The sequence below is a fragment of the Stenotrophomonas maltophilia genome, from assembly GCF_003970865.1.
Taxonomy (GTDB): Bacteria; Pseudomonadota; Gammaproteobacteria; order Xanthomonadales; family Xanthomonadaceae; genus Stenotrophomonas; species Stenotrophomonas maltophilia_AR.
In genome coordinates, this window is sequence record NZ_RXLZ01000025.1 from 1 (window position 1) to 16,127 (window position 16,127).

General features: G+C 63.7%; 16 protein-coding genes, 3 tRNA genes and 1 pseudogene. 6 read left to right on the forward strand and 14 right to left on the reverse strand.

The genetic code is table 11. The annotated features are described in order from the left end of the window. Positions 1-138 precede the first annotated feature (138 nt). Both EKL94_RS10055 and EKL94_RS10060 read right to left on the reverse strand, forming a co-directional pair. Positions 139-588: pseudogene (locus EKL94_RS10055) on the reverse strand (sensor histidine kinase); the annotation flags it as partial. 1 nt (position 589) lies between these two features. Then, positions 590-1,261 carry a response regulator transcription factor gene (locus EKL94_RS10060; protein WP_057503598.1) on the reverse strand — a complete coding sequence of 224 codons (672 nt, stop codon included), beginning with the start codon at positions 1,259-1,261 and terminating at the stop codon, positions 590-592. Between the two features lie 145 nt (positions 1,262-1,406). On the opposite strand from EKL94_RS10060, the gene EKL94_RS10065 reads away from it, so the two are divergent. Then, on the forward strand, positions 1,407-2,174 hold the full coding sequence (locus EKL94_RS10065; RefSeq protein WP_126928988.1) for a MipA/OmpV family protein: 768 nt from the start codon (positions 1,407-1,409) through the stop codon (positions 2,172-2,174). A 30-nt stretch (positions 2,175-2,204) separates the two neighbouring features. Further along, the gene (locus tag EKL94_RS10070) at positions 2,205-2,489 is read left to right on the forward strand and encodes a hypothetical protein (RefSeq protein WP_019337170.1); all 285 of its coding nucleotides are present in this window, start codon (positions 2,205-2,207) and stop codon (positions 2,487-2,489) included. Between the two features lie 45 nt (positions 2,490-2,534). Here EKL94_RS10070 and EKL94_RS22410 read toward each other — a convergent pair whose 3' ends face one another. Next, positions 2,535-2,675 (reverse strand): hypothetical protein, encoded by a 141-nt coding sequence (locus EKL94_RS22410; RefSeq protein WP_185830014.1) that lies wholly within the window; start codon positions 2,673-2,675, stop codon positions 2,535-2,537. A gap of 159 nt (positions 2,676-2,834) precedes the next feature. On the opposite strand from EKL94_RS22410, the gene EKL94_RS10075 reads away from it, so the two are divergent. The 3 genes from EKL94_RS10075 (at position 2,835) to EKL94_RS10085 (ending at position 4,298) form a co-directional block, all read left to right on the forward strand. After that, positions 2,835-3,404: a TlpA family protein disulfide reductase gene (locus EKL94_RS10075; protein WP_126928989.1), complete on the forward strand. Its 570-nt coding sequence runs from the start codon at positions 2,835-2,837 to the stop codon at positions 3,402-3,404. Between the two features lie 113 nt (positions 3,405-3,517). Next, complete coding sequence (locus EKL94_RS10080) at positions 3,518-3,706, forward strand: hypothetical protein (protein ID WP_049444507.1); 189 nt, start codon at positions 3,518-3,520, stop codon at positions 3,704-3,706. A 259-nt stretch (positions 3,707-3,965) separates the two neighbouring features. Then, positions 3,966-4,298 (forward strand): hypothetical protein, encoded by a 333-nt coding sequence (locus EKL94_RS10085; protein WP_126928990.1) that lies wholly within the window; start codon positions 3,966-3,968, stop codon positions 4,296-4,298. Positions 4,299-4,394: 96 nt separating this feature from the next. Here the strand turns inward: EKL94_RS10085 and EKL94_RS10090 are convergent. From EKL94_RS10090 to uvrB, 3 genes are all read right to left on the reverse strand, one after another. After that, positions 4,395-4,469: transfer RNA gene (locus EKL94_RS10090), tRNA-Val, on the reverse strand. A gap of 98 nt (positions 4,470-4,567) precedes the next feature. Continuing rightward, a tRNA-Val gene (locus EKL94_RS10095) sits at positions 4,568-4,642 on the reverse strand. A 107-nt stretch (positions 4,643-4,749) separates the two neighbouring features. Next, a complete protein-coding gene (gene uvrB / locus EKL94_RS10100; RefSeq protein ID WP_126928991.1) occupies positions 4,750-6,774 on the reverse strand; it encodes an excinuclease ABC subunit UvrB in 2,025 nt (674 codons plus the stop codon). Between the two features lie 129 nt (positions 6,775-6,903). Between uvrB and EKL94_RS10105 the strand changes: the two genes are divergently transcribed. After that, positions 6,904-7,440, forward strand: a complete 537-nt coding sequence (locus EKL94_RS10105) for a GspH/FimT family protein (protein ID WP_126928992.1) — start codon at positions 6,904-6,906, stop codon at positions 7,438-7,440. 48 nt (positions 7,441-7,488) lie between these two features. Here the strand turns inward: EKL94_RS10105 and EKL94_RS10110 are convergent. The 8 genes from EKL94_RS10110 to ppnN form a co-directional block, all read right to left on the reverse strand. Then, positions 7,489-7,565 (reverse strand) — tRNA-Asn (locus tag EKL94_RS10110). Between the two features lie 79 nt (positions 7,566-7,644). Further along, positions 7,645-8,067, reverse strand: a complete 423-nt coding sequence (locus EKL94_RS10115; RefSeq protein WP_126928993.1) for a type IV pilin protein — start codon at positions 8,065-8,067, stop codon at positions 7,645-7,647. Between the two features lie 38 nt (positions 8,068-8,105). Next, a complete protein-coding gene (locus EKL94_RS10120; protein ID WP_126928994.1) occupies positions 8,106-11,864 on the reverse strand; it encodes a pilus assembly protein in 3,759 nt (1,252 codons plus the stop codon). Positions 11,865-11,875: 11 nt separating this feature from the next. After that, positions 11,876-12,394, reverse strand: coding sequence for a pilus assembly PilX family protein (locus EKL94_RS10125; RefSeq protein WP_126928995.1), 519 nt, complete (start codon positions 12,392-12,394; stop codon positions 11,876-11,878). Between the two features lie 2 nt (positions 12,395-12,396). Further along, the gene (locus tag EKL94_RS10130; RefSeq protein WP_126928996.1) at positions 12,397-13,557 is read right to left on the reverse strand and encodes a PilW family protein; all 1,161 of its coding nucleotides are present in this window, start codon (positions 13,555-13,557) and stop codon (positions 12,397-12,399) included. 2 nt (positions 13,558-13,559) lie between these two features. After that, positions 13,560-14,033, reverse strand: coding sequence for a type IV pilus modification protein PilV (pilV, locus tag EKL94_RS10135; protein ID WP_126928997.1), 474 nt, complete (start codon positions 14,031-14,033; stop codon positions 13,560-13,562). Next, entirely contained in the window at positions 14,030-14,545 is a 516-nt protein-coding gene (locus EKL94_RS10140; protein WP_126928998.1) for a GspH/FimT family pseudopilin, read from the reverse strand. The genes pilV and EKL94_RS10140 overlap by 4 nt, the downstream gene beginning before the upstream one ends. A gap of 161 nt (positions 14,546-14,706) precedes the next feature. Further along, complete coding sequence (gene ppnN / locus EKL94_RS10145) at positions 14,707-16,095, reverse strand: nucleotide 5'-monophosphate nucleosidase PpnN (RefSeq protein WP_049436550.1); 1,389 nt, start codon at positions 16,093-16,095, stop codon at positions 14,707-14,709. Positions 16,096-16,127: the final 32 nt, after the last annotated feature.

Sequence of the window (16,127 nt, forward strand, 5' to 3'; positions counted from 1 at the left end):
GCTCATTTCCTCCTCAATCTGAGACTTGTACGAGCTCTAGTGACAGGAGGTAACATGCTGTTCTTTTTTTTCAAGCAAAAGAGCGAAATACGAGTGGCATGCCGTCTCGGGGGCTCGGAGATTTGTATAAGGGACAGTCGGTGCCCCGCCCACCATCACCGTGATGCGCCGCCCGTCCTCCTTGCGGATCATGACCCGCGCCACGTCCAGGTACGGTGGCACCAGCGAGCCGAGTTCGGTGGCACCCAGCGTCGGCAGGCGCGCGAGCAGCGGGGCGTGGATCGCCGGAATCGTGCCGCGTTCCAGCCAGACACCCTTGTCGTCGACCGCCGCGAACCAGAGGTTGCCCCCGGCCTCGGCGTCGAGCTTGTTCCAGCGCGGCTGGTCCAGCACCAACCGCCCGCCTTCACTGTGCACGGCCTTGGCCACGGCTTCAGCCATGAACATGTCCATGCCCCAGGTGTCCTTGTCGCCCCAGGTCAGGATCAGCGCAACAACTGCGAACAGCACGGTGAAGGCCTGCGCCAGGAACAACCGCCAGGCCAACCCCAGCGTGATCGAACGGATCGGACGTGTCGGACGCGCCATCTCAGGCCTCCGCCAGCAGGTAGCCGACGCCGCGGATCACGTGGATCTCCACACCGGCCCCGGCCTGCTGCAGCGCCTTGCGCAGCTTGGAAATGTGCGCATCGAGCGCATTGGACTGGATCTCATCATCAAAACCGTACACCGCCGCCTCCAGTGCGCTGCGGGTGACCGTGCGCCCCTGGCGCATCGCCAGCGCCTGCAGCACCAGTACCTGGCGCCGGGGCAGCGCCAGCAGCTGGCCCTCCACCTGCGCCTGCAGCGATTCGAAGTCGAATTCCAGCCGACCCAGATGCAGGCTTGGCGTCACCATCGCCGAGGGCCGCCGCGAGACAGCACGGATCCGCGCCATCAGCTCCTCGATCGCCACCGGCTTCACCAGGTAGTCATCGGCACCGACATCCAGGCCCTCGACCTTGTCCGACAACGTGCCCTTGGCCGTCAGCATGATCACCGCCAGGTTCGGGCGCAGCGCACGTGCAGTGGCGACGAAAGCCACGCCATCGCCATCGGGCAGCTGGCGGTCGAGCAGCATCAGCTGGTGCACCGGCTCGCGCAGCGCGACCGCGGCTTCGGCCAGGCTGCCGACCACGTCGGCGACCACGCCCTGCCGCTCCAGGCCCGATTGCAGGGCACGGGACAGATCGGGATCGTCTTCGACCAGGAGGATGCGCATCAGGGGCTCGGCTACCGGAAACGGTGCCGATCATAGTGCCTGGCGCCGGGTTTGGGCGCCTTCGCGTGCCGATTGCCAAGGCGCAATGTTCTGACAATGTTGTGCGCGCACCATACACAGCCATCCCCCGCAAAGTGGCTGATCGATGCCGTCGTTGTCCCCGACCCTGCTGCGCCCGTTGCTGTTCTCCGCTGCCATCGGCCTGCCGTTGATCGCCCACGCCGCCGACCGGAACCCGGGGGTGCAGGCCGGTATCAGTGCCGGCGCGACCTCAGGGGCGTACGCCCACTACGACGTCAAGCCGCTGGTCGTACCGTCCATTGCCTGGCAGGGCGAGCGCTTCTTCGCCAGCCCGGGCTCGCTGGGCATGTACGTGTACAAGCGCGATGGCCTGCGCCTGTCGGCGGCGGTCACGCCCTACACGCTGCGCTTCAAGACCGACGACGTGAACGATCCTCAGCTGCGTCGCCTGCACAGCCGGCAGATGTCCGCCATGGCCGGCATCAATGGTGAATACAGCGCCGACTGGGGCATCGTCGAGGCCAGCGTGATGCGCGAGGTCACCGGGCACGGAGGTGGCATGGAGTCGCGCCTGCACTACAGCTATCCGATCCAGGCCGGTCGCTTCACCTGGGTGCCCAAGGTCGGAGTGGTGCACTCCAGTGCGCGCCTGCTCGACTACTACTACGGCATCACCGACGAAGAAGCGCTGCGCTCGGGACTTGCCGCCTACAACCCGGGCAGCGCGACATCACCGAGCCTGCAGATCGCGGTCAGCACGCCCCTGGGCACGAAGTGGCGCGCGACCGGCGTCGTCGCCAACCAGTGGTTCGGCGATGCAGTAAAGGACAGCCCGATGGCCCGTCGCGGTACGCAGACGTCGGCCTTCGTTTCCCTGATGCGCTCATTCTGATCGAGCGCCCGCAACGGACAAGGACCCCCCATGGCCTCCGTCTCCCCTGCTGCTGAAGCACACGCGATCCTGCGTGCCCCGGACCTGGACAGCGCCGAGCGCGCCTACCTGGGGCTGCTGCCCGACCTGGAACACGTGAACGCGCTGACGCGCCGCGCACTGGGCCTTTCGCGTGCTGCCGATGCGGCACGCGGCTATGCGTTGTCGATGACGCTGGTGGGATTGCGCCTGCAGGAACTTGAGATGGGCGAAGCGACCGCAAAGGAACATCGCCAGGCCACCCTGCGCAGCCTGCGCCAGGCCTTCAGCGCCTGAGCGCAGGCCAGCAACGCTGCCGGTGCTGCAGGGCAGCGGGAAGACTCAGCGGAACGTGGTCCACGCCAGCACTGCCGCCAGCAGGGCCACCCAGATCACCGCCTTGAAGGTGCCCTCCAGCATGTTGCCGCCGAACAGCAGCTCGAGGATGGGATTGGGCCGGGAAACCGGAACATGCTCGCTCATCGGTGTTTGATCCTGGTGGTTGCGGGGTGCGCGTGCCTGACCGCGCAGGCACCACTCTAGTACAGGCGGCGCCTCTACGGACGTGCGGGGAACATCGCCTTAACAACCCGCGCGCCCGTTCGGGTATGTTCGGTCCAACGCTGTGTTCAAGGATGATCGATGCTCAAGCGCGTCCTGTTCCCCGTTGTCGCCCTGCTGCTGTCCGCGTTGATCGTCGCGCTGGGATGGCAGAACCGCCAGCTCCGGCAGATCAACGCGCAGATGGCTGCCCAACTGCAGAACATGCGGCTGGAAGCACATGGCCTCGGCCTGGGCAGCCGTCCGGAAGCACTGGCGCTGCGCACGACCCAGCACACCCACGTCGATATCGGCGGTGCGCGCGACGCACCTCAGATCCTGTACTTCTTTTCCACCACCTGCCGCTACTGCCTGGCCTCGATGCCGCAGTTGAAACAGATCGCAGCGGCGCGCGGCCGCAGTGAACTGATCGGTGTGGGACTGCCCCCTTACGACCAACTGGCCGACTACGCCGGACAGCATGCATTGCAGTTCCCGATCGCCATCGACAGCGAAGGCGATGCGTCCAAGCGCTACCGCGCCACGGTCACGCCGATGCTGATGGTGCTGGCCACCGATGGCAGCGTGACCTACAAGCACGTGGGCCAGCTTGATGAGCAGGTGGTACGCGCCGCCATGAACTCGCTGACGCCGGCCCCTGCACTGCCCTGATATGCCGCGCGCCGCATCGGCGCACGCGTCGTTGTTCACCGCATACGCGCCACAACCGGCACTCCGGTGCCTTCGGCAACTGCAACTCCACAACGCCAACCAAGGAGATACACATGATCGGAAAGAAAGTGCTTTCGTCCGTCGCCGGTATCGTCGTTGTCGCGGCCATGGCCTTCGGTGCCAGCCAGGCCTTCGCCGTCGCCCCCAAGACCGGCTATGCGCCCGGTTGCGAGCCGCATCCGAGCTGCCCGTTCGGCAACTCGGGCAAGCCTGGCCAGGTACTGTGCTGTGATCCGCTGTAATCGAAGCCGCGTCGCAGGTCGGCCCCGCTGATCTGCTGCAGGCCCTGCAGCGCTGATCCAGCGCTGCGGCGATGATCGGTGCCCACCCGCACATTGGGCACCACGCCGGGCCGCCTCCAGGGGCGGCCCGGCTCTTCCGGCCCCGGATTCATCCTTCCCCGGGCGCCTTGGCGCGCGCTTTACCGGCTTTCGTCGCATACCGGTTTCACACCGCAGAGGGCAGTGCCACGCTGGACTCCCTTCTCCGGAGCACCGTGCCATGCCGATGCTTGCCCTGCTGCTGTTGTGCGCTGGCCTGTTCGGCCGCGATACCGACGCCGGGGATCCTTCCCTGCGCAGCCAGATCCTGCAGGCCGACGCTGGGCAGGCAGAAACATCCTCGATGCCGGATCGGAACGCGGCCCCAGCCACCCTGCAGCTGTATCGGCTGCGCCAGGATCGCGTACTGCGCGTGGGCAATCAGCCCCTGCAGGCCGACGCCCCGCAGCGGCACGCCGGCTCGGCGCGTTTCGCGCAGGTATGGGAACGCGTGGACGGGCACTGGCGGCTGCAGCGCATGATCAGCATTGACGAATGGGTGGCCCAACGCTGATCGCGGGTTGCAGCCCACCGGCGCAAACGAAAAAAGCCGGCCCAAGGCCGGCTTCCATCGTGATCCACCGCTGCACCAGCAATGCCGGGAGCCAGGTGGTGGGCGGTACAGGGTTCGAACCTGTGACCCCTACCATGTCAAGGTAGTGCTCTACCGCTGAGCTAACCGCCCATCTTGTTCTTGCCGCCCGAAAGCTGGCCTTGCTACGTAAAAACCCGGCGCCAGGGCCGGGCTTTGCAGTTCACGACAGCCTCCTTCCGGAGACTTCGTGGTGGGCGGTACAGGGTTCGAACCTGTGACCCCTACCATGTCAAGGTAGTGCTCTACCGCTGAGCTAACCGCCCGTTTTTGCTTCTGAACGTCCGCGATTGCGTCGGTGCAGGCCGCGTATATTACGGATGCCGGCCGTGAAGCGCAACACTTTTGTGAAGAAGATGCTGCACTGCCGCGTTCAGCCCAGGCTGGCTTCCTTCAGCTGCCGGATCTGGTCACGCACGCGGGCGGCATCCTCGAATTCCAGGTCCTTGGCGTGCTGGTACATCTGCTGTTCCAGCGCCTTGAGACGGGACGCCAGCTGGGCCGGGCTGAGCGATCGATAGTCACTCCCCTCCTCGGCAACGCCGGGCCTGCCCTTGCCCTTGCCCTTCTTTGCTTCCTTCTCGGCCGCATCGGAGCGCGCACCCTCCAGCACGTCGGTGATCGGACGCGCCACCGAGCGCGGCACGATGCCGTGCTCCTCGTTGTACTCGACCTGTTTGGCACGACGGCGGTCGGTCTCATCGATCGCGGCCTGCATCGAACGGGTGACCTTGTCCGCATACAGGATCGCCTTGCCACGCACGTTGCGCGCGGCACGGCCGATGGTCTGGATCAGCGAACCGGTGGAACGCAGGAAGCCCTCCTTGTCGGCATCGAGGATCGCCACCAGTGATACCTCGGGCATGTCCAGGCCTTCGCGCAGCAGGTTGATGCCCACCAGCACATCGAACTTGCCCAGGCGCAGGTCGCGGATGATCTCCACGCGCTCGACCGTATCCACATCCGAGTGCAGGTAGCGCACGCGGATGCCGTGCTCGGTCAGGTATTCGGTGAGGTTCTCGGCCATGCGCTTGGTCAGCGTCGTGACCAGCACCCGGTCACCGGCCTTGATGCGCGCGTTGGCTTCACTCATCAGGTCGTCAACCTGGGTCCCCACCGGGCGGATCTCCACCACCGGGTCGATCAGGCCGGTCGGGCGCACCACCAGCTCGGTGATCTCGTCACCGGCCTCGCGGTACTCATAGGGGCCCGGCGTGGCCGACACATAGATGCTGCGCGGGCAGCGCTCTTCCCACTCCTCGAAGCGCAGCGGACGGTTGTCCAGCGCCGAAGGCAGCCGGAACCCGAACTCGACCAGCGTCTCCTTGCGCGAACGGTCGCCCTTGAACATGGCACCGATCTGCGGAATGGTCACGTGCGATTCGTCGATCACCAGCAGCGCGTCGGCCGGCAGGTAGTCGAACAGGGTCGGTGGCGGTTCGCCGGCGTTCTTGCCGGTCAGGTGCCGGGAGTAGTTTTCGATGCCGTTGCAGAAACCGACCTCGGCCATCATTTCCAGATCGAACTGGGTGCGCTGCGCCAGGCGCTGCGCTTCGACCAGCTTGTTCTGCGCGTACAGCTGCTCCAGGCGCTCCTTCAACTCGACCTTGATCGTCTCGATCGCTGCAAGCACACGCTCGCGCGTGGTGGCGTAGTGGGTCTTCGGGTAGACCGTGAAGCGCTGCATGTTGCGCAGCGTCTCGCCGGTGAGCGGGTCGAACAGGGTGATCTTCTCGACCTCGCCATCGAACAGCTCCAGGCGCAGCGCTTCGCTGTCCGACTCGGCGGGGAACACGTCGATCACTTCGCCACGCACGCGGAACGTACCGCGCTGCAGCTCGTACTCGTTGCGCGTGTACTGCAGCTGGGTGAGGTGATTGATCAGGTCGCGCTGGTCGATGCGCTCGCCCTTGGACAGGATCAGGCGCAGCGACAGGTAGTCTTCCGGCGCGCCCAGGCCGTAGATCGCCGACACCGTGGCCACCACGATCGCGTCCGGGCGCGACAGCAGGGTCTTGGTCGCGGCCAGTCGCATCTGCTCGATGTGCTCGTTGATCGAACTGTCCTTCTCGATGAAGGTATCCGACGACGGCACGTAGGCTTCCGGCTGGTAGTAATCGTAGTAGCTGACGAAATACTCCACCGCGTTGTGCGGGAAGAACGCCTTGAACTCGCCATACAGCTGCGCCGCCAGCGTCTTGTTCGGCGCCATGATCAGCGTCGGCTTCTGCACGTTCTGGATGACGTTGGCGATGGTGTAGGTCTTGCCCGAGCCGGTGACGCCCAGCAGGGTCTGCTTGGCGATGCCCGCTTCGAAGTTGCTGGTCAGCTTTGCGATGGCATCAGGCTGGTCGCCCGCCGGCGAATACGGCGAGACGAGTTCAAAACGGTCGCTCATGGTGTTGCCAGTTCCCGGGAACGGTGAGTATACGGGGCAAGCGGTGACGGCCGGCTGAGGGGTTTCCGGGCAGGCGGGCGCGGCGTTGGCTGATGGCGCCGCCGACGCCGGACGAGGGAGGCTGGACCCATGCGCCACTCCCCCTTCCCCAGCCCCACCGCGCCGCGAGGCATGCATCTGGTCGAACTAGTGGCGGTCGTGGCAGTGATGGCCGTGCTGCTGGCGGCGGGTTGGCCCTCCCTGCATTCGATGCTGTTGCGGCACCGTGCGGACGCCACCCGCATCAACCTGCAGTCCGGGCTCGCTACTGCGCGCTACCAGGCGATCATGCGCCGTACCTTGATCGGCATCTGCGCAAGTGCCGACGGCCATCACTGCGGCGACGACTGGAGCCAGGGCTGGATCATCTACAGGGCAAGCGGCGGGCGACAACCACCCTCTTCTGCCGACGCGATTCTGATGCACCAGGCAGGCTTTCCGAACATCAAGATCCGGGGAGCCACGAGCAGTGGTCGACCACAACTTTACTTCCAACCGGATGGCCGCAGCCCTGGCGCCAACCTGACGTTGCGCATCTGCGCGGACGGCCGTGAGCACTCCCGGATAATCGTCAGCAACAGTGGTCGCGTCCGATCAACACGGACCAGGACCGATCGACCCTGCTGATAACAAAAAAGGCCTGCGGATGACCGCAAGCCTTTGATGCGTATAACTTGGCGCCCGAAGTTGGACTCGAACCAACGACCCCCTGATTAACAGTCAAGTGCTCTAACCGGCTGAGCTATTCGGGCGGGGAGGCGCATTGTAATCACCTCGATCAGAGAGTGCAACACTCCTGTCCACGACGCCCGCTGGCGCACTTTTCCCACGTCACCAGCATTCGGACAGCGTGCCCTTGGACGTCTTCACATTGGCCTGGTTGAGAGACAGGTCACCACACTTGTCTTTGGCCTGAGCATTGGCAGCCGTCGCCGTAAATGTAAACGTCGATTGCGCGGTTTCCATGGACAAGGTGTAAGCCGCCGTACCACCCTCACGAGGAGAGTTGATCGAATCCGCGCCGCCCGGGAAGGTGAAGCCCACATAGGTGTTGTTGATGGTGTGGTAACGCTCGGCCAGCTGCGCGTACTCCACCAGGTCGGCCTTGGCCTGTGCCCGCCGCGACTTTCGCACATGTTCGCTGTAGTTCGGGTAAGCAATCGCAGCGAGGATCGCCACGACCGCCACCACGATCATCAGTTCAATGAGAGTAAATCCACGGGCCAGGCGGCCAGGGGCAAACGTCGTGTGCATTGCAGCAACTCCATTGATCGACGAAGCACGGACGCCACTCACTGGATCTGCCTCCACGACTGGCGACCACACGGGTAAGGCAAGTACATCGGTTTCGCACCTGCCACCGAAATCTGCATCAGGCAGGCCTCGCCCGGCGGCGTCGGTGGAGGAGTCCCTGGCTCACCCGGATCCGGCGGCGCAAGGCGAGGGACCACAGAGGTGGTGACATCCCTGACCGGTGCGTTACCGCCCGTTTCCAGGGGTACACCAGCCGTACCTGCCCCCGGCGACGTGCCATCCGGTGCACCGAAGCGCACCTGCGACATTGCCGCTTCGCCACTGCCGGCCTGCAGGCCAAACACCCAGTTCGCGCCATCCACCGAGCAGCCCTTGGCCTCGGACGGGATATAGGTTGGCATGAACACCACTCCGGAAACGATGCGCGGATTGCCGACTGCACGCTCCTTGTCGGACAGCGTTACGGTCCAGCCGCGGCTAAGCGTCGGAATAGTGCCCGGCAGCAGGGTACGAACGTCATTCTCAAACTGTGCCGCGAACGGACGCAGATTGGCCGAGGTCAACGTGGCACTGGGCTGCCCGGTTTCGACGTCATTGATACCATAGAGCGCCTGCACCGCGGCATCGTTCTCATCGCCGTAGTACGAGAAGCTGCCGGTCCCGAAGATCAGCATCACGCCACCGGACGGGCCCGCGGTGACCGTCATGCCGCCGGTGATCGGTTGGCGATAGGTCCGCTTGTCGCTGCGATCGACATGGGTATCGGTGGTGAACAGCGGAACTGTCGGTACCGCGTCGGCGCGCAGGTCGAACTTCCAGACCGCTCCTCGCTTGTCAGCACCATAGACGGTATCGGCAAGACCATCGCGGACCCGTTCGTTCTGTCCAGCCCCGCCCCAGCGATCGACCACGACGATGTTGCCCAGCCCATTGCTACCGGCGGGCAGATCCGTACCCGACTCGACCGCCTCGATCATGCGGATGGTCGGCGTATTGCCGGCCGCCATGTCGACCACGAACAACACGGCTTTGCCACTCTCGCTTTCATAGCCATTGCCAAAGATCGCCCGGAAGCCCACTGAGCCATCGGCGTTCTTCATCGGCACGATCACCGGCTTGCCCAGCACATGGCCGATATTCGCTCGCACATCGTCATCCAGTGCAGCGTTGAGATCACTGATTTCCCATAGCAGCGAGCCGGTGCCACCGAACTCGGCAGGATCGGACACATCCAGCGCAAACACGCTGCGGCCACCAGCACCGGCCGTACCCACCAGCGAGGTGGTCCAACCGCTGCTGCCATAGGTATCGCTGATTGTCACTGGACCATCGACGTAGTAGCGATGCTGGAAGCGCTGGATGTTCTGGTTGGTGGGATCGTTGGGCAACAACAGATTGCCCATATGACCCAACGACGTGGATGGGATATAGGCAAACAGCTCCTTGCCACCATCGCTGTCCATCTCGCCATCCGCGCCCATGCCGCCATCAAAGGCGTGCAGCATCCCGTCGTTGGCAGCCGCGTAGACCATGTAGCGTCGGTCATTGCGCTTGGTGACCATGTAGTCGGCATAACTGGTGCCCATCGCGCCTGGCAGGCGACGAAAACCGTAGTCATCCAGCGGCGAGCTCAGGGCCGGTGTAGAAGTGATGATGTCGCCAAGCACCGTACTGCGGTCGCGCAACTTGCCGCCGCTGCGCTTTTCATTGGCCGTGTCTCCACGCAGGTACGCCACCGCGGTCGCCGAATCCGTGGCGAGTCCTTCCAGTTCCGAAGCACTGCAGATCAGCATGCCCGGATACATCACACCCGACTTGTCGCACAGGTTGGCCAGGCTGACATTACTGCCAGTGAAATCAACCAGTTCGCCGTTGCGCCAGAACCGGATGCGGCGTGATGCGGCCGCTGGCATCTTCGCCGACGCTTCCCATGCCTCCTCCGAGACAATCCTGCGCGTTGAATCGTCCACTTTCAGCGAGTAGGCATGCAACCTGCCATACCAGTCGGTGCCGTTGTTGGTCGCCTCATAGAACGGCTCCACGGACAGCGAACCCACGCCGATGCGTGCACCGGTGAGAGAGCGCGAACCAGACGGTGTGGCGCCCTGCGCGACATTACTGATGATGCGACGCATGGCGGCAGTGATTTCGGCCGGGCGCGTGGCGTTGACCATTTCACCACGGGTGTCATAGACCGCGTTCCACAGTTCATCCACCGCCTCCGGCCTGAGGTCCTGCGTCGTGGTCGGGAAGTTGGGCTTGACCACGTACGGATCGGGACTGAGCACCCAGGGGCGCTTTGGATCCGGAAGATATTTGACGCCGAACTCTTTGCCCTGCGTACCCAGCGTCACACCGTAGAAATTCATGTGCAGCTTCCTGTTGCAGTCCAATGACGGGTCCGGACTGGAACTGCTGCACTCTGCAGGAACCGGCACAGAGCTGTTATCAAGGTCTTCGACCAGCGGGCCCTCGTAGTAAGGCGCCACCAGGTCCTTCATCAGAGTATTGTTGCCGCTTTCATTGATGTACCCATCAGTGAACAGCATGCCCGCATTCTTCTGGCAAGCCAGCAGCACAGGCGCACCTTCATCCGTGCGCTGGAACTGCTGGCCAAGGTATCTTGCGGCAGAACGGTTAGGCGTGGAGCCACTGGCTCGCATTCTGCTCATGATGTCGTACAGCAACTTCGACTTTTCGGTCTCGTCGGTCATGTTGTGCATCTTGACCTCCTCCCGATCGTTGATTCGGAACCAGCCCACGCGCAGGTTCGTAGTGCCATGCAGCGCATTGGTGGCCGCACCGATCAAGGCTTCGCGACGGGTCCGATACAGGCTGAACCAGTTGGCGAAGTTCCGCATCGCGTTGTTGAACTTGACCTGATCCTTGTTGAAGTTATCCAGCTTGATCTCATACTTGTAGAGCGTACCCGGGCGCCCGCCAACTGGGTTGGTCACCGCCACCGGGGATGCGGTATAGCCGTAATCGGCTGGCAGCGAGGCCGGGTTTTCCAGGAAGAACGTGGCCGGATAGAACACCATTGCGGCACTGCAGTTTCTGCTCAGCGTCACCTTCTTGTTCAGCACAGCGAAGCCGTCCTTCACACTACTGTTTCCGCCTCTTCCGCTGGTAATATCGCTGCAGCGATTGTCTTCAATCCTCGTATCTTTCGGCAGTTCCATACCGCTATAGAACTGAAAACGCCAGTTTGCGGCTTTTCCGCTCACGACAATGGACTTCATTGTCGAATCGGCGGTGAGGTCAAGGGTGCCGGTCTTCTTGCCGTCTGGCGTGCCCGGTCGCGGATCCAGGGGCGCTGCGGCCGGATCAATCGGATCACCTGGGAAATTGGCAGCCGAGCCCGTGAGCCCGGTTTTCCACGATTCATAGGTCTCGCGAGGATCAAAGTAGGAGCCGTTGACATCCGGAGATCGCACAAAGCCATAGGCATCCAATGGCGGAACTGCCAGATTTGAATCCCGGCCATAGTTTGGGAAAACATAGTGATACAAGTTCCCGAAATCGACATAGCCGTACGCCGCACTGCCACTGTAGAAGCTCGTCCCGTTCCAACGATAGACACCGTCGCGGGTATTGTTCAGCGTCTCCCACAGCATCGAACCGGAATCATCCAGTGCCATCAGGAAGGCCGGTGCCGTCTGCACCTGAATGTTCAGCGGCGCCTGTGCAAGCGTGCCCTGGCCCTGGGCCGCCATCAGGGTATAGATGAAGTAGCCCCCACCCAGCGCCAGTGCGGCGCCACCTGCGGCCATGAAGCGGAATTTGCGCGAAGCCATGGCCTGCGTCCTCAGAGTTTGAATACGGTATCGATGACAACTGCGGACGAGCTGGCATCCGCATCGTCAGTGGCGAACCCAGTGATCTGGTAGATCGGCGTGATGTCTTCCAGTGGTCGCCCCATCTCCAGTGCCGATTCACCAATTACGCAACTGTCGATCTGCCTTACATTGACGGCAGAGCGAGTATCGTCGCGGCGCTCTACGGCCCAATCGGCCGGGTCGAATCCATCATCGCAGACCCGCGACACATCGCTGGCCTGCACCAGGCTCTCGTCGCCGACATCCTTGCGATTGGCGATCTGTTCCACCGTGCGCTCGGCTGCACGCACCACGCCTTCTGAATTCTGGAACGCCCGGTTGGCGGCTCGGTAATTGGCTGCCATCTTCTCCTGCATGCCCGCCACCTGCATGCCAGCGATACCCAGCAATGCCAGCAGGATGAGCATGATCAACGAGACATACAGCACCGCACCACGCTGCTGGCGGGGAGCAGTGACCGGCCTGAACGAACGCTGGAAATGGGCCATGATCAGTTTCCGAACAAGCGATTGCGCAGGGCAATCGAGACTTCATAACTGGAGCGGTAGCGACCGTCGGGCTTGTCACTGTTGGTGAACTCAACGCCGAGCACCGATAGCGCATTGGCCGATTGGGCCGAGGACGACGGCGATGGGCTACGCGCCAGCAATCCGACCTGCACCTGCCCCACACGTAACCACTGTGCGGCACCTTCGGCATTGGCATCCGTGCTGACCCCGTCGGCTGCGGCGAGCTGGGTGATGTTGCCGGCCGGCGGAGCGCTGATACTGATGTTGGCGGTGTTGTCCAGGCCGTACATCAGCTGCAGGCTTTCGACGCCTTCCACGAGCTCTTCATTGATCTTGTACTCCCCATCGCTATCGGCACGCGCTCGCCGCAGACCAGGCTGTTTCGTCTCCGGATTGATACCCACGTAATAGACCATCGACTCGGCGCGATAGAGCATCGTCTGCCCGGTTGGCTGCGCCACGTAGCGCGACAGATCCAGAGAGGTCGCAGTCACCCGCGCAGCGCTCAACGTGCCTGCGAACACATCGGCATGCCCACAGTCAGCGATGCCGAACAGAGTGGGCGTGCTGATGCCATCGCTGGTCAGGCGCGCGACGTGGTCACTGTCCACGTCCAAGAGTGCATCGCCGCCATCGGAAGAGATCGCCGTGACCGGCACCCCCATGGGGGCGAAGAAGCGGAGCAACAGCACATCGCTGCCGCCGGCCGGTGCCGGGCTCAATCCGGCGATCGCAGCCGGCAGGCCTTGCGGCGCGGACCAGTCCGCGCCTAGCGCCAGACTGCCGCCGGGAGCCGTGTCGGGAGCGTCGAAGCCCTGGATGGAAACACTGAAATCCAACGGACTGCCAGCACCGGAGGTCGCACCGAGATGCGATACCGGGTCTCCCTGGTTCTTTACTACATGGGCCTGGTCGTTGACGCAGCCCATGTGCCCGGCCATTCGGATGTCCCGCTCCAGGAAGTCCAACGCGAATCGTGCATTTTCCTGAACGCGGGATGCTCCCTCAGACAGGCGCGAAGCCGTCTGTGAGGCAATGAACACCTGGACCACGCCCAGCATCAACACCAGGCTGATCACCAGCGCGACCATCAGTTCGACCAGCGATAGACCAGCCATGGCGGTACGACGTTTCATGGTCATGCTCACAGTTCCGTCGCCAGAGCGAAGGTGGTGGCCTTGTCCGGATCATCCGGATCCCAGCGCTGGTCGCCCCAGGTGATCGCCACGTTCACGACGCCCCCCTTGTAGGTCACCTCGGCGCCGGCATCGTCACCCAGCGCCTTTACAACCTGGCATTGCCAACGTTCAATCTTTGCACCAATAGCGACGTCGCCGGTATCGGCCGTGCACGCCTTCTCTGCAGTTTTGCTTCCTGCCGCAAACGACGCGGCGGTGTACCACGCCGCTTGATAGCGGTTGCTGCGCATCTGTTCGGTCAGGTCGTAGGCGAGATTGGTCGCTTGGGTACGGTAGTTGGCGCTCTGCACGAAGCGGACGTTCATGGTCTGCAGCAGGGCGAATCCCAGCAGGCCGAATGCCAACACGATGATCGCAATCAGCACTTCCAGCAGAGTGAAGCCCCCCGCCTGGCGCGCGCGGATGGAACGCGGATTCATGAACAGGTTTCCTTTGTGCTGCGGATCTGCCCAGAGGCATTTACCGTCAGAGTGCGTTTGTTCAGTGCGCCCTTGCTGCAGACATCCGGCTCCAGCAGGATCGACTGATCGCTGGCGGCTCTGCGGCGCCCCCGCCCATCGAAGGCGATCTCTTCCGACGGCCCACTCAGTTGCAGCTTGGGGCTGCCACTGACGAACCGCAGTACGGTTTCCTCGGAGGACATCGTGCCATCACCATCGGTGTCAGCGAAGGCCAACATGCCGGCAGACCAGCTACCGTCACAGCTCGCGCCGTTGCTGCTGCCACACACGCCACCGCCGCGGTTGCTGCGAATTGCCTCGCTTCGTGCCAGGCTGAGCAGGCCCAGGACCTCATTGTTTGCCGACGCAACCCGATTCGAGCGGAGAGTGCTTTGGAAGCTCGGAAAGGCGATCGCGGCCACGATCGCCAGCACGGCAACCGTGACCATCAACTCGACCAGCGTGAAGCCGTTTTGCCGGCGCAAAGACATTGGACGCTCCCCAGCGTGTTGATGGCCACGATGGGCCATCGCCCTGCCACCGGCAAGCGGCGGCAGGATGAACGGTCAATCCGGGGCGACGGGCGTCAACGCCTTGACTACCCGCCCTCCCCTACCGGTCCCGGCGCGATCCCCATCGCGCCGGCGCGGGCTCAGGCCAGCACCTGGTAGCAGGGCTGGTACTCGCCGGAGATCTTCATCCGGCGCTGCTCGACGAAGGCACGCAGCAGCCCGTCGAGGGCCTGCATCATGTCCGGGTCGCCATGGATCTGGAACGGCCCGAACTGCTCGATGCGGCGCATGCCGTCTTCCTTCACGTTGCCGGCGACGATGCCCGAGAACGCCCGTCGCAGGTCGGCTGCCAGCGCGTGCGGGGCACGCCCGTGGTGCAGATCCAGCGCAGCCATCGCCTCGTGAGTCGGCACGAACGGCTGCTGGTACTCCCACGGAATCTCGATCGACCAGTTGAAGAAGAACGAGTCCTTCTGCGCCAGGCGGTGCTCACGCACACGCTTGATGCCGTTGGCCATCTTCTTTGCCACCGCGACCGGGTCGCCGATGACGATCTCGTAGCGCTCGGCGGCCGCGTCGCCCAGGGTCAGGCGGATGAACCGGTCGATCTGCTCGAAGTACGGCGCCGCCACCGTCGGGCCGGTCAGGATCAGCGGGAACGGCAGGTCCTTGTTTTCCTCGCGCAGCAGGATGCCGAGCAGGTACAGGATCTCCTCGGCGGTACCGACGCCACCGGCGAACACGATGATGCCGTGACCGATGCGGACGAAGGCCTCCAGGCGCTTCTCGATGTCCGGCATGATCACCAGGTGGTTGACGATCGGGTTCGGCGACTCGGCCGCGATGATGCCCGGCTCGGTCAGGCCGATGTAACGCGTCACGGTGCGGCGCTGCTTGGCATGGGCAATGGTGGCGCCCTTCATCGGGCCCTTCATCGCGCCCGGACCGCAGCCGGTGCAGATGTCCAGGCCGCGCAGGCCCAGCTCGTAACCCACCTGCTTGGTGTACAGGTATTCGTCGCGCGAGATCGAGTGGCCGCCCCAGCACACCACAAGGTTCGGGTCGCCCGGATTGAGGATGCGCGCGTTGCGCAGCAGGCCGAACACCGCGTTGGTGATGCCCTCGGACGACTCCAGCTCGGCCGCGTAGGCCGGGCCCATCTCGATGGCCATGTAAGCCAGGTCACGCACCACGGCGAACAGCAGTTCGGCGACGCCGCGGATGATCTCGCCATCAACGAAGGCCATTGCCGGTGCATTGACCAGGTCGATGCGCACGCCGCGATCCTGCTGCGCCACCTGGATGTCGAAATCGGGATACAGATCGCGCGCCGCGCGCGGATCGTCAGAGGCACTGCCGCTGGTCAGCACGGCCAGCGCGCAGCGGCGCAGCAGCTCGTGCATGCCACCGGCAGAGGCATCGCGCAGGCGCGCCACTTCGGCTCGCGACAACACATCCAGCCCACCGCGCGGGTAGATCCGCGCGTCCTGCACCGGCAGTGCACGGGCTGATTTTTCATTCGTGGTCATGTCCAATTTTTCGCTTCCTTCAAGGTTTCCGA